The 22,126-nt window shown below is 68.2% G+C and carries 20 protein-coding genes; 7 read left to right on the forward strand and 13 right to left on the reverse strand.

Going from position 1 to position 22,126, the window contains the following annotated elements; translation table 11 throughout:
- Positions 1-10 precede the first annotated feature (10 nt).
- A complete protein-coding gene (locus ABIC65_RS02970) occupies positions 11-730 on the forward strand; it encodes a response regulator (protein WP_093294987.1) in 720 nt (239 codons plus the stop codon).
- Positions 727-2,109: a sensor histidine kinase gene (locus tag ABIC65_RS02975; protein ID WP_354306678.1), complete on the forward strand. Its 1,383-nt coding sequence runs from the start codon at positions 727-729 to the stop codon at positions 2,107-2,109. The genes ABIC65_RS02970 and ABIC65_RS02975 overlap by 4 nt, the downstream gene beginning before the upstream one ends.
- A gap of 188 nt (positions 2,110-2,297) precedes the next feature.
- On the opposite strand, the gene ndk is transcribed toward ABIC65_RS02975, so the two are convergent.
- Together ndk and ABIC65_RS02985 are read right to left on the reverse strand one after the other, a co-directional pair.
- The gene (ndk, locus tag ABIC65_RS02980; RefSeq protein ID WP_093294983.1) at positions 2,298-2,720 is read right to left on the reverse strand and encodes a nucleoside-diphosphate kinase; all 423 of its coding nucleotides are present in this window, start codon (positions 2,718-2,720) and stop codon (positions 2,298-2,300) included.
- 74 nt (positions 2,721-2,794) lie between these two features.
- Complete coding sequence (locus ABIC65_RS02985) at positions 2,795-3,235, reverse strand: DNA polymerase III subunit chi (RefSeq protein WP_354306679.1); 441 nt, start codon at positions 3,233-3,235, stop codon at positions 2,795-2,797.
- A 213-nt stretch (positions 3,236-3,448) separates the two neighbouring features.
- On the opposite strand from ABIC65_RS02985, the gene ABIC65_RS02990 reads away from it, so the two are divergent.
- The 4 genes from ABIC65_RS02990 (at position 3,449) to rsmA (ending at position 8,944) form a co-directional block, all read left to right on the forward strand.
- On the forward strand, positions 3,449-5,662 hold the full coding sequence (locus tag ABIC65_RS02990) for an LPS-assembly protein LptD (protein ID WP_436286710.1): 2,214 nt from the start codon (positions 3,449-3,451) through the stop codon (positions 5,660-5,662).
- Positions 5,663-5,761: 99 nt separating this feature from the next.
- Positions 5,762-7,111 (forward strand): peptidylprolyl isomerase, encoded by a 1,350-nt coding sequence (locus ABIC65_RS02995; protein WP_354307769.1) that lies wholly within the window; start codon positions 5,762-5,764, stop codon positions 7,109-7,111.
- A gap of 1 nt (position 7,112) precedes the next feature.
- Positions 7,113-8,126: a 4-hydroxythreonine-4-phosphate dehydrogenase PdxA gene (pdxA, locus tag ABIC65_RS03000; RefSeq protein WP_354306680.1), complete on the forward strand. Its 1,014-nt coding sequence runs from the start codon at positions 7,113-7,115 to the stop codon at positions 8,124-8,126.
- Positions 8,123-8,944 (forward strand): 16S rRNA (adenine(1518)-N(6)/adenine(1519)-N(6))-dimethyltransferase RsmA, encoded by an 822-nt coding sequence (rsmA, locus tag ABIC65_RS03005; protein ID WP_354306681.1) that lies wholly within the window; start codon positions 8,123-8,125, stop codon positions 8,942-8,944. Before pdxA ends, rsmA begins: the two co-directional genes overlap by 4 nt.
- On the opposite strand, the gene ABIC65_RS03010 is transcribed toward rsmA, so the two are convergent.
- From ABIC65_RS03010 to ABIC65_RS03030, 5 genes are read right to left on the reverse strand one after another with little or no spacing between them, the layout of a single operon-like run.
- Positions 8,941-11,151, reverse strand: a complete 2,211-nt coding sequence (locus ABIC65_RS03010) for a spermidine synthase (protein WP_436286695.1) — start codon at positions 11,149-11,151, stop codon at positions 8,941-8,943. The two genes, rsmA and ABIC65_RS03010, sit on opposite strands and share 4 nt — an antisense overlap.
- On the reverse strand, positions 11,148-11,669 hold the full coding sequence (locus ABIC65_RS03015; protein WP_354306682.1) for a GNAT family N-acetyltransferase: 522 nt from the start codon (positions 11,667-11,669) through the stop codon (positions 11,148-11,150). Before ABIC65_RS03015 ends, ABIC65_RS03010 begins: the two co-directional genes overlap by 4 nt.
- On the reverse strand, positions 11,666-12,190 hold the full coding sequence (locus ABIC65_RS03020) for a GNAT family N-acetyltransferase (protein ID WP_354306683.1): 525 nt from the start codon (positions 12,188-12,190) through the stop codon (positions 11,666-11,668). Before ABIC65_RS03020 ends, ABIC65_RS03015 begins: the two co-directional genes overlap by 4 nt.
- On the reverse strand, positions 12,187-13,173 hold the full coding sequence (gene hemB, locus ABIC65_RS03025; RefSeq protein ID WP_354306684.1) for a porphobilinogen synthase: 987 nt from the start codon (positions 13,171-13,173) through the stop codon (positions 12,187-12,189). Before hemB ends, ABIC65_RS03020 begins: the two co-directional genes overlap by 4 nt.
- A complete protein-coding gene (locus ABIC65_RS03030; RefSeq protein WP_354306685.1) occupies positions 13,170-14,111 on the reverse strand; it encodes a histone deacetylase family protein in 942 nt (313 codons plus the stop codon). The genes hemB and ABIC65_RS03030 overlap by 4 nt, the downstream gene beginning before the upstream one ends.
- Before the next feature lie 78 nt (positions 14,112-14,189).
- On the opposite strand from ABIC65_RS03030, the gene ABIC65_RS03035 reads away from it, so the two are divergent.
- The gene (locus ABIC65_RS03035; RefSeq protein WP_354306686.1) at positions 14,190-14,669 is read left to right on the forward strand and encodes an RNA pyrophosphohydrolase; all 480 of its coding nucleotides are present in this window, start codon (positions 14,190-14,192) and stop codon (positions 14,667-14,669) included.
- A 6-nt stretch (positions 14,670-14,675) separates the two neighbouring features.
- Here ABIC65_RS03035 and ABIC65_RS03040 read toward each other — a convergent pair whose 3' ends face one another.
- The 6 genes from ABIC65_RS03040 to scpA form a co-directional block, all read right to left on the reverse strand.
- A complete protein-coding gene (locus tag ABIC65_RS03040) occupies positions 14,676-15,332 on the reverse strand; it encodes a hypothetical protein (protein ID WP_354306687.1) in 657 nt (218 codons plus the stop codon).
- Positions 15,333-15,500: 168 nt separating this feature from the next.
- A complete protein-coding gene (locus tag ABIC65_RS03045; protein WP_354306688.1) occupies positions 15,501-17,510 on the reverse strand; it encodes an acetyl/propionyl/methylcrotonyl-CoA carboxylase subunit alpha in 2,010 nt (669 codons plus the stop codon).
- Positions 17,511-17,528: 18 nt separating this feature from the next.
- The gene (locus ABIC65_RS03050; protein ID WP_354306689.1) at positions 17,529-17,954 is read right to left on the reverse strand and encodes a lysozyme inhibitor LprI family protein; all 426 of its coding nucleotides are present in this window, start codon (positions 17,952-17,954) and stop codon (positions 17,529-17,531) included.
- Positions 17,951-18,961: a biotin synthase BioB gene (gene bioB / locus ABIC65_RS03055; protein WP_354306690.1), complete on the reverse strand. Its 1,011-nt coding sequence runs from the start codon at positions 18,959-18,961 to the stop codon at positions 17,951-17,953. Before bioB ends, ABIC65_RS03050 begins: the two co-directional genes overlap by 4 nt.
- Positions 18,958-19,905 carry a heme-dependent oxidative N-demethylase family protein gene (locus ABIC65_RS03060; RefSeq protein WP_354306691.1) on the reverse strand — a complete coding sequence of 316 codons (948 nt, stop codon included), beginning with the start codon at positions 19,903-19,905 and terminating at the stop codon, positions 18,958-18,960. The genes bioB and ABIC65_RS03060 overlap by 4 nt, the downstream gene beginning before the upstream one ends.
- Positions 19,902-22,043 (reverse strand): methylmalonyl-CoA mutase, encoded by a 2,142-nt coding sequence (gene scpA / locus ABIC65_RS03065; RefSeq protein ID WP_354306692.1) that lies wholly within the window; start codon positions 22,041-22,043, stop codon positions 19,902-19,904. Before scpA ends, ABIC65_RS03060 begins: the two co-directional genes overlap by 4 nt.
- Between the last annotated feature and the right edge of the window lie 83 nt (positions 22,044-22,126).

The raw sequence follows: 22,126 nt of genomic DNA on the forward strand, positions 1-22,126 counted from the left end.
CTTGGTGACCATGTCCGAAGTACCGCACCTGCTGCTCGTCGACGACGAGCGCTCGATCCGCGAGCCGCTCGCGCAATATCTGACCAAGCAGGGCTTCCGCGTGACCCAGGCGGGCGATGCCGAAAGCGCGCGGGCGCGGCTCAATGCCTATGCGATCGACCTGGTGGTGCTCGACATCATGATGCCGGGCGAGGACGGGCTGAGCCTGTGCCGCCACATCCGCGAGACCAGCGAGACGCCGGTGATCCTGCTCACCGCGCGTAGCGAGGAGACCGACCGCATCGTCGGGCTGGAGATGGGCGCCGACGATTATGTCGTGAAGCCGTTCAGCCCGCGCGAACTCTCCGCCCGCATCAAGGTGGTACTGCGCCGCTGGTCGGCGGGCGGTGCCAAGCAGCATGCGCCGGAGACCGGCTCGTTCGCCTTTGCCGGCTGGGTGCTGCGTACCGGCGAGCGCACGCTGGTCGATCGCGAGGGCGTGTCGGTGCCGCTGTCGACCGGCGAGTACAATTTGCTCCACGCTTTGGTCACCCGGCCGCGCCAGGTGCTCACCCGCGACCAGTTGCTCGACCTGACCCAGGGGCGCGAGGCGGCGGCGTTCGATCGCGCGATCGACAACCAGGTCAGCCGGCTGCGCAAGAAGATCGAGCCCGACGCGAAAAACCCCTCGATCATCAAGACCGTGTGGGGCGGCGGCTATACGCTGGCGGCCGAGGTCACCCGGCTTTGAGGCGGTTCCTCCCCACCAGCCTGATCGCCCGCATCGCCCTGCTCGTCGCGGCGGCGCTGTTCGTCGCCCAGGCGATCAATTTCGGGTTGTTGCTGCACGAGCGGCAAAAGGCGCGGTTCGCTTTGGTAATCGCGCCCGCAACTACGCGACTGGCCGATGCGGCCGAGCGCCTGCTCGTCCTCCAGCGCGAGACACCGCGCCAGCCGGGCGCCGCGAAGAACCGCTTCCTCTCCGATCCGCGCACCCATGTACGGCTGCACGCCGAGAACCCCTTTGCGGGCGAAACCGATCGGCGCAGGGCGGATGTCGAGCGCGACCTTCGCCGCGGGCTGGAGGATGCCGGGCTCCATGCCGGAACGATCATGGCGGCGCTGCGCCCGGTGAACCCGCAGCGCCTGCTCGACCCCAAGCTCGATCCCTTGCGGGCCGAGCGGCTGCGGCGGATGGGCGCGGAGATGCTGGTCGCGGTCGAGTTGCCCGGCAAGGGCTGGCTCACGCTCGCGACGCCGTGGCCGCGCACCGAGTTCGACCTGATCTGGCAGCTCGCTGCGCAGACGCTGATCCTCTACGTCGTGGTGCTGGTGCCGGTGCTGCTGGTCGGCGGGAGGATCGCGCGGCCGCTGCGTACCCTGACCGACGCCGCACGGACCTTCCGCCCCGGCGACGACACCGCCCCGATCCGCGAGCGCGGCCCCAGCGACGTCCGCGCCCTGATCGCCGCGTACAATGCGCTCGGTCGGCGCGTCACCTCGATGCTCGACGAGAAGGACCGGATGCTCGGCGCGATCGGGCACGATCTGCGCACCCCGCTCCAGGCGCTGCGCGTGCGGGTCGAGTCGGTGGAGGACGAGGACGATCGCGCGCGGATGGCCGACACGATCGACGAGATGAGCCGAACGCTGGACGACATCCTGTCGCTGGCGCGGCTCGGGCGGCCGAGCGAACCCAATACCGATGTCGATCTCGGCGCACTCGTCGATGCGGTGGTCGAGGATTTCCGCGATCTCGATCACGATGTGACGTTCGAGGAGCCCGAACGGCTGAAGATGCGGCTACGGCCGACGCTGATGCGCCGCGCGGTGCGCAACTTGATCGAGAATGCCGTGAAATATGGCGGCGGGGCCGAGGTACGGCTGATCCCGGAGGCCGAACGCGTGACGATCGAGGTTTGCGATCGCGGCCCAGGCATTCCGGCGGACAAGCTGGAAGCGGTGTTCAACCCGTTCACCCGGCTGGAGCAATCGCGCAATCGCGATACCGGCGGGATCGGGCTCGGGCTGGCGCTGGCACGGGCGATCGTCAACGATGCCGGCGGCACGATCGCGCTGGCGAACCGCGACGGCGGCGGGCTGACGGCCACGATCACGCTGCCGCGGTGAGTCCCACTATTTTAGCCCCTCCTCCTTGGAGGAGGGGTTGGGGTGGAGGGATTCCAAAACCGGTGTTGATCTCTGTGAGACACAGCCCCACCCCAACCCCTCCCCTGAAGGGGAGGGGTTTAGAGCAAAAAAAGAGCCGCACTCCCTGGGGAAGTGCGGCTCTTTTCGAACCAGTAAATCTCAGCCTATCAGCCGACGATTTCTTCCGGCTTGAAGAAGAAGGCGATCTCGATCGCGGCATTCTCTTCCGAGTCCGAACCATGGACCGAGTTCGCTTCGATCGACTCGGCCAGTTCCTTGCGGATCGTGCCCGGCTCGGCGTTCGCCGGGTTGGTCGCGCCCATGATGTCGCGGTTGCGCTGCACGGCGTTCTCGCCCTCGAGCACCTGCACGACGACCGGGCCCGAGATCATGAACGAGACGAGGTCGTTGAAGAAGGGGCGCTCCTTGTGGACGCCGTAGAAGCCTTCGGCCTGCTCGCGGGTCATCTGGATGCGCTTGGAGGCGACGACGCGCAGGCCTGCCTCTTCCAGCATCTTGGTGACGGCGCCGGTGATGTTGCGGCGGGTGGCATCGGGCTTGATGATCGAAAAGGTCCGGGTCGCGGCCATGGCCGTGCGGCTCCTGTAATTGGTGATGGAAGGAAGTGGCGGCTCCCTAGTCCTCCCGCGTCTTCAATGCAAGCTCAGGCGACTTGCGCCCAGCGGCCATTTTCATCCTGCCGCCAATAGCGCCGCTCGACGCCCTCACGCTCGCCCAGCGCGCGCCAGGCCACGCGCGCCGCGCCGATGCTGTCCTCGTCGAACAGATGGAAAGCGCGCTCGAAATCCAGCGCTTCGTCGCGCCATAGACCGTCCACCAAGGCGACATTACCTGCCCCATTGGCGGGTGCAACCGTCTCCGCGATCAGCGCCGGCTGCTCGGCGTCCCACTCGCCGCCCGCCTGCCCGTGCGGCAGGAAGCTCGCCGGCTGGTAGCTCCACAGCAGCTGGTCGATACGGGTACGCAGCGCCGGATCCCCGGCGACGATCAGCAGCCGCCCGCCGCTGCCCAGCACCTTTTCGGCGATCGACGGCAGCACGCGATCGAGCGGCGCCACGGTAAGGTGATAGAAATCGACCTGCATGCGGGGCCCCTTAGCCCGGATGTGCGTTGGGGCCAACGCGCCTCCCGTTGCGGAGCCGCAATCGCTGCGATAGGGCACGTGGATGCCCGTTGCCGGGGAGTGACGATAAAGGTGGGAGTTTTCGTGAAGCGCAAGGCCATGTTCTTTCCGGCCGCGCTCGGTCTGTGCCTGTCGGCGCAGGCACGCGCCCAGCAGGCGCCCGATTCGCGTCCCATGCCCGCAGATCAGGCTGCCGGCGCCACGCTGCCCGCCGCCGACCTGCAGGACCGGCCGGCCGAGCCCGCCCCGCCGCCGCCGGGCGGGCTGCCCGACGATCCCAAGCAGGTGCAGTTCACCGCCGATCAGCTCGATTACGACATGAACAGCGACGTCGTCACCGCAAGCGGCGATGTGCGGATGTACCGCGAGAGCAACCGCCTCCGCGCCGACAAGGTGACCTGGGACCGCCGCACCGGCAAGGTGATGGCGACCGGCAACATCGTGGTCGCCAATCCGGAGGGCGATGCTGCGTACGGAGACAGCATCGAACTGACCGACACGCTGAAGGACGGCGTGGTCGACAACATGCTGGTGGTGCTGGAAGCCGGCGGCCGCATCGCCGCGGCGCGCGGTTCGCGAAACGACGGCGGCGTCATCACGGTCGAGAACGCCGCCTATACGCCCTGCTCGGTCTCCGACAGTTCGGGATGCCCCAAGGAGCCGTCGTGGAAGATCACTGCCGACCGCGTCGTCTATGATCCGGCCAGGCATCGGCTGCGCTACAAGGGTGCGCGCATCTCGGTATTCGGTTTCGCGACGATCCCGCTGCCGGCTTTCTCGCATCCGGCCGGCGGCCAGAGCGACTCGGGCTTCCTGACCCCCGACGCCCGTTACAGCCGCACCAACGGCCTGCAGCTCGCCCTGCCCTATTTCTTCAGCATCGCGCCCAATCGCGACCTGACCGTCACCCCGCGCGTCTTCTCCGACACGCTGCCGATGCTACAGGCGGATTACCGCGAGCTCAACAGCCTCGGCGCCTTCCGCCTCCAGGCCTATGGCACCTATAGCCGGCGCGCCGACGACCTCACCGTCGCGCCCAGCCCCGCGACGCTGCGCAACGATTTCCGCGGCTATCTCGACCTGGTCGGCCGCTATCAGCTGGATCCCAGCTGGGACGTGCGCGCCTCGCTCCGCGTGGCGAGCGACCGCACCTTCCTGCGTCGCTACGACATCTCGCGCGACGACCGGCTGCGCAACAACATCGCGATCGAACGGATCGACAGCGACAGCTATTTCGCGATCAATGCCTGGGCAGTGCAGACGCTGCGGGTGGGTGACCGCCAGGGGCTGCAGCCGGTGGCGTTGCCCGAGATCGAGTATCGCCGCCGCCTTGACGACGGGCTGCTGGGCGGCAAGTTCGACTTCCAGGTCAACACACTGGCGCTCACTCGCACCGGTGGCCAAGATACCCAGCGCGCCTTCACCAGTGCGCAATGGAGCATTCGCCGTCTCACCAACTGGGGCCAGGAAGTCAGCCTGACCGCCTATACCCGCGGCGATATCTACAACACGTCCGACACGATCGCGACCACGGTGGCGAGCTATCGCGGCGAGAACGGCTTCCGCTTCCGTGGCATCGCCGCCGGCGCGCTGGACGTGAAATGGCCGTTCGTCGGGGATTTTCTCGGCGGCAGCCAGCGGATCACCCCGCGCGTGCAGATGGTCGTGGCGCCGCATCTCGCCAACATGGAAGTCCCCAACGAGGACGCCCGCGCCGTCGACCTGGAGGATTCCAACCTCTTCGCGCTCAACCGCTTCGCCGGCTATGATCGCTTCGAGGATTCGACGCGCTTCACCTATGGGCTCGATTACGCGCTCTACCTGCCGGGCATCAGCATCGAGGCGAATGTCGGCCAGAGCTATCGCCTGACCGACCGTTCCTCCTTGTTCCCCAACGGCACCGGCCTCACCGATCGCATGTCGGACATCGTCGGGCGAACCGTGATCCGCTTCCACGATTTCGTCAGCCTCACCCACCGGTACCGGCTCGACAAGGACGGGCTGGCGGTGCGCCGCAACGAGATCGACATGTCGGTGGGCTCGCGTGCCACCTATGTCACGGTCGGCTATCTGCGGCTCAACCGCAATGTCGATCCGACGCTGGAGGATCTGCAGGATCGCGAGGAGCTCCGCCTCGGCGCGCGCGTGCAGTTCGCGCGCTTCTGGTCGCTGTCGGGCTCCACGCTGATCGACCTCACCGACAAGCGCGAAGATCCGCTGGCGCTGGCCAACGGATTCCAGCCGATCCGCCACCGCATTGGGCTGTTCTACGAGGACGACTGCCTCCGCATCGGCACCACTTGGCGGCGCGACTATGCCACCACCGGCGACGCGCAGCGCGGCAACTCCTATCTGCTCACCCTCGCCTTCAAGAACCTCGGCCGCTAAAAGACCCGGTCTGGGGGGATTCGGCGCTAAGCCTTGGTTCAGGCACAATTGCGCTATAAGCGCTGCTTCCCGTTTGAGGATAAGGGTCGTTCTGAAGTGATGATGGGTGTGGGCAGGATTGCGGGAACGGGTGCGAAGTGGCTGGCCGGCGCGGGGCTTGCCGCCCTGGCGACGATGGCGATCGCCCAGACCTCTGCGGGGCAGGACGGCGTGAACAACGGGCTCGATCTGCCCAGCACGCTGGAAATCTTCGGCAAGGCCGATCCCAACGTTCGCAAGCCCACCGCGATCGTCAACGATTATGTGATCACCGGCACCGAGGTCGACCAGCGCGTCGCGCTCGTCACCGGCATGCAGAAGCTGACCCTGAAGCCCGAGGAGCGCGAGCAGCTCAAGCTCGCGATGCTCCGCCAGTTGATCGACGAGACGCTGGAGATCCAGGAAGCCAAGGCCAACGAGATCAAGGTCGATCCCCGCGAGATCGAAAGCAGCTTCAGCCGCGTCAGCACGCGCTTCCAGAAGACGCCCGAGCAGATGCGCGCCTGGCTGCGCGAGATCGGTTCGTCCGAGCGCTCGATCAAGCGCCAGATCGAGGCCGAGCTCGCCTGGAGCCGGCTGCTGCGCAAGCGCGTCAACGTGAACGTCGGCGAGACCGAAGTGAAGGCGATGATCGATCGCCTCACTGCCCAGAAGGGCACCGACGAATATCACGTCTATGAAATCTATCAGAACGCCACGCCCGATCGCGCCGAGGAAGTGTCCGGCGGCATGAAGAAGATGATCGAGCAGATGCGCTCGGGCACGCCGTTCGACTATCTCGCCCGTACCTATTCGCAGAGCTCCACCCGCGCGCGCGGCGGCGATCTCGGCTGGATCCAGCCGGCGATGCTGCCCGAGCAGCTGGCGCAGGCCGTGCAGGAAATGCAGCCGGGCCAGGTCGCCGGGCCGATCCCGCTCTCGGCGGGCTTTTCGATCGTCTACCTGGCGGACAAGCACAAGGTCGGCATCTCCGATCCGCGCGACGCCCGCCTGAGCCTCCGCCAGCTGTCGCTCGCCTTCGCCAAGGGCACCACCGAGGCCCAGGCGAGCACCCGCGCCGCCTCCTTCGCCAAGGCGACCCAGGCGATCCGCGGCTGCGGTGACGTGAACAAGGTTGCTTCGGCCGAAGGCGCCGAGGTGGTCGACCGCGACAACATCGTCATCAAGGACCTGCCGCCCGCGCTGCAGAACCTGATCCTGCCGCTGCAGGTCGGCCAGGCGACCCAGCCCTTCGGCTCGATCGAAGACGGCGTTCGCGTGCTGGTGATCTGCGGCCGCGACGATCCGCCCGCCGCCAACACGCCCTCGGTGGAGCAGGTGCAGGAGCAGCTCGAAGACCAGCGCGTCAACCTGCGCGCCGAGCGCATGCTGCGCGACCTGCGCCGCGACGCGCTGATCGAATATCGCTGACGTGACGGCGGGAGGCGCCCTTCTGCCTCCGCTCGCCGTCGCCATGGGCGACTCGGCGGGGATCGGGCCGGAAATCACTGCCAAGGCGTGGGAAGCGCGCGGGGCCGAGCGTCTCGCGCCCTTCTTCGCCGTGGGCGATCCCGCGGCGGTGCGCGCCGTCTGGAACGGCCCGATCGCGCCGATCGGCGATCCACGCGAGGCGCGGGCGGTGTTCGGAGAGGCGCTGCCGGTGCTGCCGATCGGCGATACCGGTCCGGTGGTCGCCGGCGCGCCTTCGCTGGGTACGGCGCATATCGCGCTCCAGTCGCTGGAGGTCGCGACCGGCCTCGCCAGCGCCGGTGCCGCGGGCGCGCTGGTGACCGGGCCGGTTTCCAAGTCGCAGCTCTACGCGATCGGCTTCACCCATCCGGGGCAGACCGAGTTCGTGGCCGAACGCTGCGGCATCACCGCCGACAATGCCGTGATGATGCTCGCCGGGCCGACGCTGCGGGTCGTGCCGATCACGGTGCATGTGCCGCTGGCGGCGGTGCCGTCGCTGATCAGCGTCGATCTGATCGTCGCCAAGGGCCGCGTCACGGCACGGGGGCTGCAGCGTAATTTCGGCATTGCCCATCCGCGCCTGGCCTTTGCCGGGCTCAACCCGCACGCCGGCGAGAACGGCGCGATCGGGCGCGAGGAGATCGAGGTGCTGGCACCGGCGATCGAACAGCTCCGCGCCGAGGGCATCGACGCCACCGGCCCCTATGCCGCCGATACGCTGTTTCACGCCCGCGCCCGCGCCGGCTATGATGCGGCGCTGTGCCTCTACCACGACCAGGCGCTGATCCCGATCAAGACGCTCCATTTCGACGACGGCGTGAACATGACGCTGGGCCTGCCGATCGTGCGCACCTCGCCCGATCACGGCACCGCCTTCGGCATCGCGGGGCAGGATGTCGCGCATCCCGGCGCGATGATCGCCGCGATCCGCATGGCCGCGGAAGCGGCGCAGCGCCGGGCAGAAGCCGCCGCGTGACTGCCCTCCCCCCGCTCCGCGACGTCATCACCAGGTACGGACTGAGCGCCAGCAAGGCGCTAGGCCAGAATTTCCTGTTCGACGGCCAGCTGCTCGGCCGCATCGCCAAGGTGCCCGGCGAGCTCGCAGGTGCCGAGGTGTTCGAGGTGGGCCCCGGCCCCGGCGGCCTCACCCGTGCGCTGCTCCAGGCGGGGGCCAGCGTCACCGCCGTCGAGCGCGATCGCCGCTGCATTCCCGCACTGGAGGAGCTGGGCGGCTATTTCCCCGGCAAGCTCCGCGTGATCGAGGGCGATGCGCTCGAAGTCGATGCCCCAGCGCTGTTCACGGGCAAGCCGCACGTCGTCGCCAACCTGCCCTATAATGTCGGCACCGCGCTGCTGGTCGGCTGGCTCTCGGCCGAATGGCAGCCCTGGTGGGCGAGCCTGACGCTGATGTTCCAGAAGGAAGTCGCCGAGCGGATCGTCGCGCAGGCTGGGACCGAACATTATGGCCGCCTCGCGGTACTCGCCCAGTGGCGGAGCACGCCGCGGATCGCGATGAACGTCCATCGCTCGGCTTTCACGCCGCCGCCCAAGGTGATGTCGGCGGTGGTGCACATCGTCCCCGGCGAGGCGCCCGAGGGCGCACAGCTCCGCATCCTGGAGGCGGTGACGGCCGCCGCCTTCGGCCAGCGCCGCAAGATGCTGCGCCAGAGCCTCAAGTCGGTTCCCGGCGCGCTGGCTGCGCTGGAGACGCTTGGCATCGACGCGAGCCGTCGCGCCGAGACGGTGAGTGTCGCCGAGTTCGTCGCGATCGCGCACGAACTCGGGCGCACCTAGTCTCCCGCTGCGCGGAACAGCCGCAGCACCGGCACCAGCGAGGCGTGATCGTCGGTCCAGCCGGTGAACCCGGGCTGGGCGACGAGCGGCCGCCACTCGCCATCGCGCGCCTTCAACGCTGCCAATACGCGCGGCGAGCGGCTGAGCGCGATCCAGTCCGACACGGCACCCTCGTCCTGCCGCTCGAGTGCGCTCGGCACATGGACCAGCCGCAGCCCCTGCCAGCCGCCGGCCTTGGCGGCACCCGCCACCACGGGTCCCAATGCGAGGAAGCGGTTGGAGATATGGACGAGCAGCAGCCCCTCGTGCGCCAGCACGCGGCCATAGGTGGCGAAGGCCTCGGCGGTCATCAGGTGCATCGGCACCGCATCCGAGGAGAAGGCGTCGAGCGCGAGCAGGTCGAGGCTGGTCGGCGGCAGTTCGCTCAGCCGCAGCCGCGCGTCGCCCACGAGGATCTGCGCTTGCGGGGCGCAAAGCCGCAGGAAGCTGAACTTGCCGGAATCGCGGGCGAGATGAACCACCGCAGGGTCGATCTCGAAGAAGTGCCACGATTGGGCAGGCCGCGCATAGCAGGCGAGCGTACCGGTACCGAGCCCGACGACGCCGATGCGGGCGTTTGGCCCGTAGAGCGCGGGTGCCGCGAGCATCGCCTGCCCCACGCCCGAGCCCGCCTGATAATAGGTCGTCGGGCGTGTCGCCCGGCCCCCCTTGAGCTGCACGCCGTGCACCGTGGTGCCGTGCGCTAAGCGGCGCTGGTCGGGTTGGTCGCTGACCGTGTAGACGCCGAAATAGCTGCGGGTCCGCGCGCCGCTCAGCGACGTCTCGATCGCGGTATAGCCGCCGAACAGGAACAGCCCGCCCGCCAGGGCCACGGCGAAGGGCCAGCGCGCGCCGATCGTCGCCAGCCCGATCACCGCCACCGCGACGAAGCCGAGCTGGATCTGGATCGGGCCCAACAGCTGCACGTGCAGCGCCAGGACCACGATCGCCACCACCCCGGCGCTCAGCGCCAGCCCGACGGGAAGTCGGTAGCGGCTCGCCCAGAGCCGCGCGAGCTCGCCGGTCAGCGCGCGCTGCGGGATCAGCAGCCCGGCGGCGAGGATCAGCAGCGGATATTCATAGGTCCAGTCGAACAGCACCGGGGCCAGCAGTCCCGAGAACACTCCCCCCAGCGCGCCGCCGACCGCCATTGCGAGGTAGAAGCCGGTTAGCCGCTCGGGCGGCGGCCGCAGCGCATAGAGCCGGGCATGGCAGGCCACCGCCACCGCGAAGAGCAGGACCAGGCCGATCAGGGCGTTGAAATAGGCCAGCCGCGAGTCCCCGGCGACCAGCGTCGCGCCGAACAGCAGCAGCACCAGCGGCACGCAGCGCTCGAGCAGGTCGTCGAGCAAGGCCGAACTGCGGAAGGCGACGGGAAAGCTCAGCAGGTACAGCCCGAGCGGTAGCACCCACAGCAGCGGCACCGCGACGATGTCGGTGGTGAGGAAGGTGGTGGTCGCCAGCATCAGCCCCGAAGGCACCAACGCGAGCACGATCCACCGTGCCCAGTCGCGTGCCACGGTCGCGGGTCGATCGGTACGCGGCGCGGGCAGCGTCTCGCTTTTGGGCAGGCGGCTGGCGCAGGCGAGCACGAGCAGCACAACCAGCGCATAGCCGATCGTCCACAGCCAGCTCTGGCTGCGCAGGCGCAGCAGCGGCTCGACGAGCAGCGGATAGGCGAGCAGACCGCCGAAGCTGCCGATGTTCGACGCGGCGTAGAGCGCATAGGGGTCGCGCCCATGGCTCGACACCGCATACCAGCGCTGGAGCAGCGGCGCCTGGGCGGAAATGGCGAGGAACAGCGGCCCGATCGCCGCGACGAGCAGCCAGGGCACCCAGAGCGCGGGTTCGGCACCCGCCGGCACCTGCATCGTCCCCAGCCCGATCGGCAGCCAAAGCGCCGCGAAGGCGAGGACCCCGAGATGCACGCCCGCCTGGGTTCGCACGCGGAACCGTCCCAGCCAATGCGCATAGCCATAGCCGACCAGCAGCAGCGCCTGGTAGACGAGCATCGCCGAGTTCCACACCGCCGACGCGCCGCCCAGCCGCGGCAGCGCCATCCGCGCGACCATCGGCTGAATGAGGAACAGCAGGAACGATCCGCCGAGGATCGCTGCCACGAACCAAGCGCGGCGGCCGCCACCTGCCTGCACTTGCAGCTCGGTCACGGGCGGGCGATGCGATAGGTGCGGTGGCGCCGCAGCTCGCGAATGGCGGCCGGATGATCGAAATCGTCCGCAGAGCGCTGCATGCCGAGCCGCTCCATCAGCCCCCAGCTGCGGGCATTTTCTTCAACCGTGATCGCGGAGATGCTCGGCACGTCGAGATGCTGCCAGCCCCAGGCGAGGCTCGCCCGCGCGGACTCAGCGGCATAGCCCTGCCCCCAATGCTCCACCGCGAGCCGCCAGCCGATCTCCACCTCGCCTTCGATCGGGGTGCCGGCGGCACCCGGCTTGAGGCCGCAAAAGCCGAGGAAGCGGCCGTCTTCCCGCCGTTCGATCGCCCAGAAGCAATGGCCATGGCTGCCGAGAAAACCGATCTGCCGGTCGATGCCCGCATCGCTCTCCGCGCGCGACTGCACCGGCCCGATAAAGGCCATCACGCGCGGATCGGTGCACATGGCGTGGAACGGCGCGCGGTCGGCGTCGGTCCACCCGCGCAGCAGGAGTCGCTCGGTCTCGATCATGGCCGGGGGATGGCGAAGGCGACGCTGGGACGCAAGCGATGGCCTTCAGGATGCACCGGATGCTCGAAATCGGCGAACCAGCGCATGCCGAGCCGCGCCATCAGCGCCTGGCTCGGCAGGTTGGACGCCGAGGTGATCGCGACCACGCGGGGCTCGGCGCGGTGCGCCCAGGCCCAGTCGAGGCTCGCTGCCGCCGCCTCGCGGGCATAGCCCTTGCCCCAATGGGCGCGCGCGAACATCCAGCCGATCTCGAGCTCGCCGGCGATCGGCGTGTCGGGCGCACCGGGCTTCAAGCCGCAAAAGCCCAGCACCGTGCCGTCCTCCCGCCGCTCGACGACCTGGAAGCCGAGCCCGTGGCTGGGCCCATAGCCGAGATGCCGGGCGATCGTCGCCCGGCTATGCGCCGGGGTCTTCACCGGCCCGAGATCGCGCATCACCTCCGGATCGCTCCACATCGCGTGGAGCGCGTCGAAGTCGCGCGGCTCGGGCGGCCGCAACAGCAGCCGCGCCGTCTCGATCACGCGCCGAGCAACCGAGCCGCCAGCGGCGCGTGATAGGTAAGCACGCCCGAACATCCCGCCCGCTTGAATGCCATCAACGTCTCCAGCACCAATGCCTCGCGATCGCCCGCGCCGACGGCTGCGGCGGCCTCGATCATGGCATATTCGCCGGAGACCTGATAGGCGAATACAGGCACTTCGAACGCGCTCTTCACGCGGGTGACGATGTCGAGATAGGGCAGGCCCGGCTTGACCATCACGCTGTCCGCACCCTCGGCCAGATCGAGCGCCACTTCGCGCAGCGCTTCCTCGGCATTGGCGGGATCCATCTGGTAGGTCTTCTTGTCGCCCTTGAGCAGCCCGCGGCTGCCGACCGCGTCGCGGAACGGCCCGTAAAAGGCACTCGCATATTTGGCGGCATAGGCCATGATCTGGACATTGACCTGGCCGTCGCCTTCCAGCGCGGCGCGGATCTGGCCGACACGGCCGTCCATCATGTCGCTGGGCGCGACGATGTCGGCGCCCGCCTGCGCCTGGACCAGCGCCTGCTCGACCAGCACCGCCGAGGTCTCGTCGTTGAGGACATAGCCGGCGGCATCGACGATGCCGTCATGGCCGTGGCTGGTATAGGGATCGAGCGCGACATCGGTCAGCAAGCCGACTTCGGGGACCGCATCCTTGATCGCACGGATCGCGCAGCACATCAGATTGTCCGGATTGACCGCTTCACGGCCGTCCTCGGTGCGCAGGGCGTGCGGCGTGTTGGGGAACAGCGCCAGGCACGGGATGCCGAGGTCTCGGGCTTCGCGCGCACGGTCGACGATGCCGGCCAGGCTCCACCGCGAGACGCCCGGAAGCGCTGCGATCGGCTCCTCTTCCGTCCCTTCGGTCACGAATACCGGCCAGATCAGGTCGGCCGGGGTGAGCACCGTTTCGGCATGGAGGCGACGGCTCCAGGCCGAAGCCCGGGAGCGGCGGAGGCGAAGCGCGGGATAGTGGCTCATGCGGCGTCAGATGCGCCTTGATTGCGTGCGTTGCAAGCGTCGCCGAGCGCCGCCTCGCCCAGCGTGAGGATCGACGTCGCATGCCGCCGCGCGACCTCCAGCGCATCGCTGCCATAGCCGCCGCCCAGCGTGCTGGCGAAGGGAATGCCGCGCCGCCGCAGCGTCTCCGCCACCCAGCGATCGCGCGCGACCAGCCCTGCTCCGCTCAGCCCCAGCCGCCCCAGTCGATCGTCGGCGAACGGATCGACGCCGGCCTGGTACAGCACCAGGTCGGGATCGAACTGGGCGAGCAGCGGCAGCAGCGTTGCCTCCAACGTTTCGAGATAGGCAGCGTCCTCCGTCCCGTCAGGCAGACCGACATCGAGGGTGGAGCGCGCCTTGCGGACAGGGAAGTTCTTCTCGGCATGGATCGAATAGGTGGCGATGTCCGACCGCCCGGCAGTGAGTGCCGCGGTGCCGTCACCCTGGTGCACGTCGCAGTCGACGATCAGCACGCGCGCGGCACGGCCTTCTTCGGTCAGGCGCACGGCCGCGATGGCGAGGTCGTTGAACACGCAATAGCCGGCGCCGGTATCGGCCAGCGCATGGTGGCTGCCGCCCGCGCTGTTCGCCGCATAACCCTCGGCCTGCGCAAGCCGTGCGGCGAGGAAGGTGCCGCCAGGCACCCGCTCCGAACGGCGCGCGACGGCGGGCGTGACGGGGAAGCCGATCCGCCGGGTCTTGTGCGGCGGCACCCGCGCCTCCAGCACTTCGGCGACATAGTCGGGATCGTGCACCGCCTCGAGCCAGCGCGGCGGCATCGCCTCGGGCGCATGCCAGGCGATGCGGGTGCCCTCTGCCTGGAGCAGGTCGCGGACCAGGCCGTTCTTGTTCCAGAGATAGGCGCTGCCCGCCGGCGCCGGCGCGACATAATCGGGATGGTGGACGACGGGGATCACGCCGCCAATCTAGGGAGCGGCAGCAGGGTGCGAAAGACGCCCCTTCCGTCAGGTCCCGGGCCGCTCTAGGGAAGCGCCATGACCGATCCCGCTTCGCTCCCCTATCGCCCCTGCGCCGGCGTGATGCTGCTAAACCGCGAGGGCCGCGTGTTCGTCGGCCAGCGGCTCGATTCGACGCTGGAGGCCTGGCAGATGCCGCAAGGCGGGATCGATCCCGGCGAGGACGCGCTCGAAGCCGCCTTTCGCGAGCTCTGGGAAGAAACCGGCGTCGCCCGTCATCATGCCGAGCTGATCGCCGAGGCGCCCGAGGAACTGCAATATGACCTGCCCGAGGACCTGATCGGCAAGGTGTGGAAGGGCAAGTGGCGCGGCCAGCACCAGCGCTGGTTCCTGCTGCGCTTCCTGGGGGAGGACGGCGACATCGACATCGCGACCGCGCACCCGGAGTTCCGTGCCTGGCGCTGGGCCGAGCCTGCCGACCTTCCCGAACTGATCGTGCCGTTCAAGCGGGCGCTCTATACGCGGCTGCTGGAGCTGTTCGCGCCGCACCTCGGCTGAGCGAGGTCAGGCGCTGCGGCGGGCCGGCATTACCGCGAAAGACAGACCGGTGATCGTGCCCAGCACGACGCCGGAGACGATGCCGCCTATCAGCCCGCGGATCGCGATCTCGAGGCTGCCCGGCTCGGCACTGCCGACCGACGCGGCTACGTAGATGCACGGCAATGCCGCGCCCCAGCCGATCGCGCTCACCGCAACCCACCAGTGCACCTGCCCCGCGGCCCGGTACAGCACCAGTGCCTGCGCCGCCCCGAACAGCAGTCCAAGCCCCAGCCCAAAGCCGGCTGCCGCCACCGCGGTCTGGAACAGCGTTTCCACCGGCGGCAGCAACGGGTCGCCGTCAAGCGGTGGGAACACCGCGTGCCACGCACCGATCGACCAGACGACGATACCGACCAGCGTCGTTGCCATGACCCAGGCACGCAGGTTGAGCGCGGGGAACTGGCGGCGCAGCGCCCAGCCTTGCAGCAAGCCTAGCGTAAGGCCCTGGATCAGCCCGCTCATTGCCTTGGCGAAGAAGACGAGCCATTCGGCGGTGACGCCTACCGGCACCGGATCGTAGCGATCGACGGTAACCCACCACAGGGCCGCCGCGCCGATGCCAAGCAATTCGCCCGCCGCGCACGCCTCTATCCAGCGGGTGAAGCCATCCTCTTCCTGCACCTTGCCATCCTTCGGGGGCTTGCGGTCTTCGGGGGGTAACCGACGAGCGCCTCTCTTGTATCACGATTGAGACACGAGTTTTCCAATCGCCACAAGCCCGGAAACGGCAGGAGAGCAATCGCAAATTCGATACGTCATCGTATCGATGTGAGACGTATTGCCTTTAAGTCACTCGAATTCCAGGATGGCCGCATCGACAGCCAAGCTGTCCCCGGGCCCGAAATGCGCGTGCTTGACGGTGCCGGGACGCTCGGCGCGGAGGATGTTCTCCATCTTCATCGCTTCGATCACCGCCAGCGCCTGCCCCGCCTCGACCTGGTCGCCGGGCTGGACGTGCAGACGGGTGAGCAGCCCCGGCATCGGCGCGAGCAGGAAGCGGCTCATGTCGGGCGGCACCTTCTCGATCATGTGCGCGCGGTACTGCGCGACATGCGGCGGCAGCACTTCGACAAGATGCGCGGCGCCGTGCGCGGTGAGCTTCCAGCCGGTGCGAGTACGATCGATGGCGGTTGCGAATGCTTCGCCGTCGATACGGGCGAAGAACTGCGGATCGCCAGCGCGCCAGTGACCCGAGACTTCCAGCGGCGCTTCGTCACTCGACAGGTTGACGAGCAGCCCGGTGTCGCAGCCGTCGACGGTCACCTCGAAACGGCGCTCCCCGATCCGGACCGACCGCTCGGTGGAAAGGGCGACCGCGCCGAGTTGGCCGGAGATTTCCGCAGCCCGCGCGGTGCGGGCGAGGTCGAGCACCACCGCGACGGCGGCGAGCCTGCGCACCAGCGCTTCGTCGGCCGGCGCGCCGTGGAAGCCCTCGGGATATTCCTCGGCGATAAAGCCGGTGGTGAGCTCGCCCGAGCGGAAGCGCGGGTGCTGCATGATCGCCGAGAGGAAATCGATATTGTGGCCGATACCGTCGATCCGGAAGCGGTCGAGCGCCTGCACCTGCAGGTCCGCCGCTTCGTCGCGGGTCGGCGCCCAGGTGATCAGCTTGGCGATCATCGGATCGTAGAACATGCTGATCTCGGAGCCTTCGGTCACGCCGTCGTCAACGCGGATGTACCCCTGCCCCGCTTTCTCAGCCGTCGGCGGTCGATAGCGCACCAGCCGCCCGGTGCTCGGCAGGAAGCCGCGATACGGATCCTCCGCATAGACGCGGGTCTCGATCGCCCAGCCGTCGAGCTTCACGCCGGCCTGGTCGAAGGCGAGCGTCTCACCGGCGGCGACGCGGATCATCTGCTCGACCAGATCGAGTCCGGTGATCGCCTCGGTCACCGGATGCTCCACCTGGAGGCGGGTGTTCATCTCGAGGAAGTAGAAGCCCTGCCCCGTCTTGTCGGCGCCCGAGACGATCAGCTCGACCGTGCCCGCGCTGTAATAGCCGACCGCCCGTGCCAGCGCGACCGCCTGCTCGCCCATCGCCTTGCGCATTGCGGGCGTGACGAAGGGCGATGGCGCTTCCTCGACCACCTTCTGGTGGCGGCGCTGGATCGAGCATTCGCGCTCGTTCAGGTAGACGATGTTGCCATGCTGGTCGCCCAGCACCTGGATCTCGATATGGCGCGGGCTCTCGATGAACTTCTCGATGAACACGCGGTCGTCGCCGAAGCTGGCCAGGCCTTCGCGCTTGGTCGCCTCAAAGCCTTCGCGGACGTCCTGCTCGCTCCAGGCCAGCCGCATGCCCTTGCCGCCGCCGCCGGCCGAGGCCTTCATCATCACCGGATAGCCGATCTCCGTCGCGATCCGCACCGCGTGCTCGGTATCGGCGATCTCTCCCAGGAAGCCGGGCACGACGTTGACGCCGGCTTCCTTGGCGAGCTTCTTCGACTCGATCTTGTCCCCCATCGCCGCGATCGCCCCCGGCGGCGGGCCGACAAAGGCGATGCCCGCCTCGGCACAGGCCTTGGCGAAGCTCTCCCGCTCGGAGAGGAAGCCATAGCCGGGGTGGATCGCGTCAGCGCCGGTTTCCTTGGCAGCGAGCAGGATCAGATCCGCCTTGAGATAGCTCTCCGCCGCCGGCGCGGGCCCGAGCCGCACCGCCTCGTCCGCCATCCGCACATGCGGCGCGCGGGCATCCGCATCCGAATAGACCGCGACCGTGGCGATGCCCATCTTCTTGGCGGTCCGCATCACCCGGCACGCGATTTCGCCACGGTTGGCGACGAGGATTTTCTTGAACAACGGCTTCCTCTCCCGGCCCTAAAAGGCCTGTTCCAAAAATTGCACGCGCTGCTGGATACGGTCGACCTCGCATTTCAAGCTCGCCGTCACCCCTTCCGTCCCCGCGTTGCCGGTCGCGGAGGCAAGGCCGAGCAGATGGCAATCGGCGCGGAATGATCGCTCCCAAACGCGCTGTGATGTCTCAAGCACGAGCATCGGATTTCCGAGCAGCGTCACGTCGCCTGTTGATCGGCGAAATGCATCGATCCGGCGCTTCTGCTCGACAGCAGCGCGTCGCGCTCGAGCAAAAGCGACGACAAGTTGCCGCTCTGCCCGCGCGTGCTCACGATCAGCCATACAGAAGCGATAAGGCTGCCCGCTCTTGTCGCTACTGCAGAACGCCTCATCCTCCTTGGTACGTTCTACGCCGTCGGCTTGCGCCAGGAACAGCGCGAGCCAGATCACTCCGCCGCCTCCAGCTCCACCTTGCACTCTGCGGCCATCGGCGTGAGCCCCAAGCGGGCGAACAGCGCCGCGTCCTTGTCGTCGCCGGCATTGCCTGCGGTCAGCAGTTTGTCGCCGGTGAAGATCGAGTTGGCGCCCGCGAGGAAGCACAAGGCCTGGGTCGCATCGCTCATGCTCTCGCGGCCGGCCGAGAGGCGGACCATCGAGCGCGGCATGGTGATGCGCGCCACCGCCACGGTGCGGACGAATTCGATATCGTCGATCTTGGCGAGCGGCGTGTCTGCCAGCATGTCGCCCAGCACGGTGCCCTTCACCGGCACCAGCGCGTTGACCGGCACGCTGCCCGGATGCACCGGCAGGGTTGCCAGCGCGTGGATGAAGCCCACCCGGTCGCCACGCGTCTCGCCCATGCCGACGATGCCGCCGCAGCACACGTTGATGCCCGCCTCGCGGACATGCTCCAGCGTCTCCAGCCGTTCCTCGAAGCTGCGGGTGGTGATCACCTCGCCATAGCGTTCGGGCGAGGTATCGATATTGTGGTTGTAGTAATCGAGCCCGGCATCGGCGAGCGTCTTGGCCTGGTCGTCGGTGAGCATGCCCAGCGTCATGCAGGTTTCCATGCCCATCGCGCGGACGCCCTTCACCATCTCGACGATGGCGCCCATGTCGCGGTGCTTGGGGTTGCGCCAGGCAGCGCCCATGCAGAAGCGGGTCGAGCCATGGTCCTTGGCTTGCGCCGCCGCCTGCAGCACCGCGCGCGGGTCCATCAGCTTGGTCGCCTTGAGGCCGGTATCGGCATGCGCCGACTGGCTGCAATAGCCGCAATCCTCGGGGCAGCCGCCGGTCTTGATCGAGAGCAGGGTCGAGCGCTGGACCTGGTTCGCCGGATGGTTGGCGCGGTGCACTTCGGCTGCGCGGAACACGAGCTCGGTGAACGGCAGGTCGAACAGCGCGGCGATCTCGTCGCGGGTCCAGTCGGTGCGGACGGGGGAGGATTCGAGGGTCAAGCAAGCAACTCCGGTGAACGATTACGCCGCTCGGCATAGCGGGTGAGGGCCTCGGCGTAAAAGGGCGCAGCGCGGCGTTGGTGTTCGCCGCCGCCGATCCCCGCGACGGACTGGGCGACGCGCGCGACGGCACCGTCGCTCAGGCGATCGAGCGGCTCGACATGGATGCCGATGGTGAACAGCACTGCCCCGCTTTGGGGCAGGCGGCGGAGCGTCTGGCGTTCGCAGCGGACGAACAGGGTCTTGCCGGCATTGTCGGCAGTCACATGGGCGAAGCGGATTTGGGGATCGTCCTGCGGCAGGTAGCGCCACGCATCGCTCGCCACGACGAACCAGTTGGTGCGGCCGAAGATCGGGCCCGGCTGGAGCGTCGCGAAAAAATGGTCGACGCCCGCGGCGAGCTGCTCGGCATAGCCATGGATGGGGGCGTGGATCGGCGTGAGCGCCTGGCCGAGCTTTTCGGCGAGGTGCCAGTCGGTGGGGAACGCCAGCGCGGCGGCGGTGAGGCGGTACTGGCCGGATGTATCCGGGGTGAGGATGCACAGATCCTCCCACACGCCTGCAGCGGCGGTGCGGAGCGCGGCGGGGGCGCGAGAGGTCCTTCCCTCCAAGGCGTCATCCCGGCGAAAGCCAGGATCCATTGCCCGCTCCGGATCGGCTCCTGCTTCAAACGTTGAAGCGAATGGATCCCGGCTTCCGCCGGGATGACGGCTTTGGGCATCGTGGCGATGTTCGAGCAAAGCCGCGACCTCCTCTACCGCCGCCTCCGCCTCCGGCAACACCTGCACGCAGTCGCGCTCGGCTGCGAACACCGCTGCCCGCGCCGCCAAATCCGCCCCCGACGTCAGCCACTCGGCTTCGGGCACTCGAACCAGCCCCATGCGCAGCGCCCCTCCGCCGCGAGCGCGCGGGATCAGCGCTTCGACGGAGAAGCCCAGGCTCATTCGGCAGCAGCCTCGAGCGGCGGCATGTTGTGGCCGAGCAGGCGTAGCACATCCGCCGCGCATTCGACGACGTTCGAGCCGGGGCCGTAGATGCCCTGCACCCCCGCGGCGCGCAGCATCTCGTAATCCTGCGGCGGGATCACGCCGCCGGCGATGACCTTGATGTCGCTGCGCCCCGCCTCGCGCAGCCCGCGGATCAGTTCGGGAATCAGCGTCTTGTGCCCGGCCGCCAGGCTGGACGCGCCGACCACGTCGACGCCGCTGTCGAGCGCCAGCACCACGGTTTCCTCGGGCGTCTGGAACAACGGCCCGCTCACCACCTCGAACCCCATGTCCGAGAAGGCCGATGCGATGACGTTGGCGCCGCGATCATGCCCGTCCTGCCCCATCTTGGCGACGAGCAGCCGCGGCTTGCGGCCGAGCCGACGCTCGACCGCCTCGACGCCGCGCACGACCTCGGCCCAGCGGTTGTCCTCGGCGTACGGTGCGCCGTAGACGCCCTTCACCGGGGTCGGCTGGGTGGCGTAGCGGCCGAACACGTCTTCCATCGCCGCGCTGATCTCGCCCAGAGTCGCGCGCGCCCGCGCCGCGACGACCGCCAGTTCGAGCAGGTTCGCGCCGCCGCGCGCACCTTCCCGCAGCGCATCGAGCGCGGCCTGGCACGCAGCCTCGTCGCGCGCTGCCTTCACCCGCTGGATGCGGGCGATCTGGCCCTCGCGTACGGCGGCATTGTCCACCTCGAGCGTTTCGAGCAGGTCCTCGCTCGCCAGCCGGTATTTGTTGACCCCGACGATCACGTCCTCGCCGCGATCCACCCGCGCCTGGCGGGCGGCGGCGGCTTCCTCGATCATCGCCTTGGGCCAGCCGGCGGCGACCGCCTTGGCCATGCCGCCTTCGGCCTCGACCCGCTCGATGATCTCCCAGGCCTTGTCGACGAGGCTCTGCGTCAGGCTTTCGACATAATAGCTGCCGCCCAGGGGATCGACCACCTTGGTCATGCCCGTCTCTTCCTGCAGCACGATCTGGGTGTTGCGGGCGATACGGGCGGAGAAGTCGGTGGGCAGCGCGATCGCTTCGTCGAGCGCGTTGGTGTGGAGGCTCTGGGTGCCGCCGAGCATCGCCGCCATTGCCTCGATCGTGGTGCGGATGACGTTGTTGTACGGGTCCTGCTCGGTGAGCGACACGCCCGAGGTCTGGCAATGGGTGCGCAGCATCTTCGAGCGCTCGTCCTGCGCTCCCAGCTGCGTCATCACCCGGTGCCACAGCACGCGCGCGGCGCGCAGCTTCGCCACTTCCATGAAGAAGTTCATACCGATTGCGAAGAAGAAGCTCAGCCGCCCTGCGAACTTGTCGATATCAAGGCCCGAGGCGACGCCGTACTTCACATATTCCATACCATCGGCGATGGTGAAGGCGAGCTCCTGCACCTGGGTCGCGCCGGCTTCCTGCATATGGTAGCCGGAGATGGAAATACTGTTGAATTTCGGCATCTTCGCGCTGGTATAGGCGAAAATGTCCGAGATGATCCGCATGCTAGGTTCGGGCGGGTAGATATAGGTATTTCGAACCATGAACTCCTTGAGGATGTCGTTCTGGATCGTGCCTTCCAGCTTCTCCTGCGGAACCCCCTGCTCCTCGCCCGCGACGATGAAGAAGGCCAGCACTGGGATCACCGCGCCGTTCATCGTCATCGAGACCGACATCTGGTCGAGCGGGATGCCGTCGAACAGGATCTTCATGTCCTCGATCGTGTCGATCGCCACGCCCGCCTTGCCGACATCGCCGACCACGCGCGGATGATCGCTGTCATAGCCGCGGTGCGTGGCGAGATCGAAGGCGACCGAGAGCCCCTTCTGCCCGGCGGCGAGGTTCCGCCGGTAGAAGGCGTTCGACTCCTCGGCGGTCGAGAAACCGGCATATTGGCGGATGGTCCAGGGGCGCCCGGCATACATCGAGGCGCGCACGCCGCGGGTGAACGGTGCAAAGCCCGGCAGGCCTGGATCGGCGCCAGCCACATCCCCCTGTGTATACAGAGGCTTGACCGGAATTCCTTCCGGTGTCTCCCAAGTGAGGTCCTTGCCTTTCACTTCCTTCGAAGCGGCGGCCGACCATTGATCGAGCGTGGGTTTCTCGGTCATTCTCCGCGCTCCTGCGAAAGCACGAGCCCAGGGTTGCAAGCGCGCCGCCCGTGGCTCTGGGCTCCTGCTTTCGCAGGAGCACG

The organism is Sphingomonas trueperi, from assembly GCF_040545665.1.
GTDB classification, from domain to species: Bacteria; Pseudomonadota; Alphaproteobacteria; order Sphingomonadales; family Sphingomonadaceae; genus Sphingomonas; species Sphingomonas trueperi_B.

Coding starts and splice junctions, on each gene's coding strand:
- ABIC65_RS02970 (WP_093294987.1), top strand. CDS start 11: ATGTCCGAAGTACCGCACCTGCTGCTCGTCGACGACGAGCGCTCGATC.
- ndk (WP_093294983.1), bottom strand. CDS start 2,720: ATGGCCGCGACCCGGACCTTTTCGATCATCAAGCCCGATGCCACCCGC.
- ABIC65_RS02985 (WP_354306679.1), bottom strand. CDS start 3,235: ATGCAGGTCGATTTCTATCACCTTACCGTGGCGCCGCTCGATCGCGTG.
- ABIC65_RS02990 (WP_436286710.1), top strand. CDS start 3,449: ATGCCCGCAGATCAGGCTGCCGGCGCCACGCTGCCCGCCGCCGACCTG.
- ABIC65_RS02995 (WP_354307769.1), top strand. CDS start 5,762: ATGATGGGTGTGGGCAGGATTGCGGGAACGGGTGCGAAGTGGCTGGCC.
- ABIC65_RS03015 (WP_354306682.1), bottom strand. CDS start 11,669: ATGATCGAGACCGAGCGACTCCTGCTGCGCGGGTGGACCGACGCCGAC.
- hemB (WP_354306684.1), bottom strand. CDS start 13,173: ATGAGCCACTATCCCGCGCTTCGCCTCCGCCGCTCCCGGGCTTCGGCC.
- ABIC65_RS03035 (WP_354306686.1), top strand. CDS start 14,190: ATGACCGATCCCGCTTCGCTCCCCTATCGCCCCTGCGCCGGCGTGATG.
- ABIC65_RS03060 (WP_354306691.1), bottom strand. CDS start 19,905: ATGAGCCTGGGCTTCTCCGTCGAAGCGCTGATCCCGCGCGCTCGCGGC.
- scpA (WP_354306692.1), bottom strand. CDS start 22,043: ATGACCGAGAAACCCACGCTCGATCAATGGTCGGCCGCCGCTTCGAAG.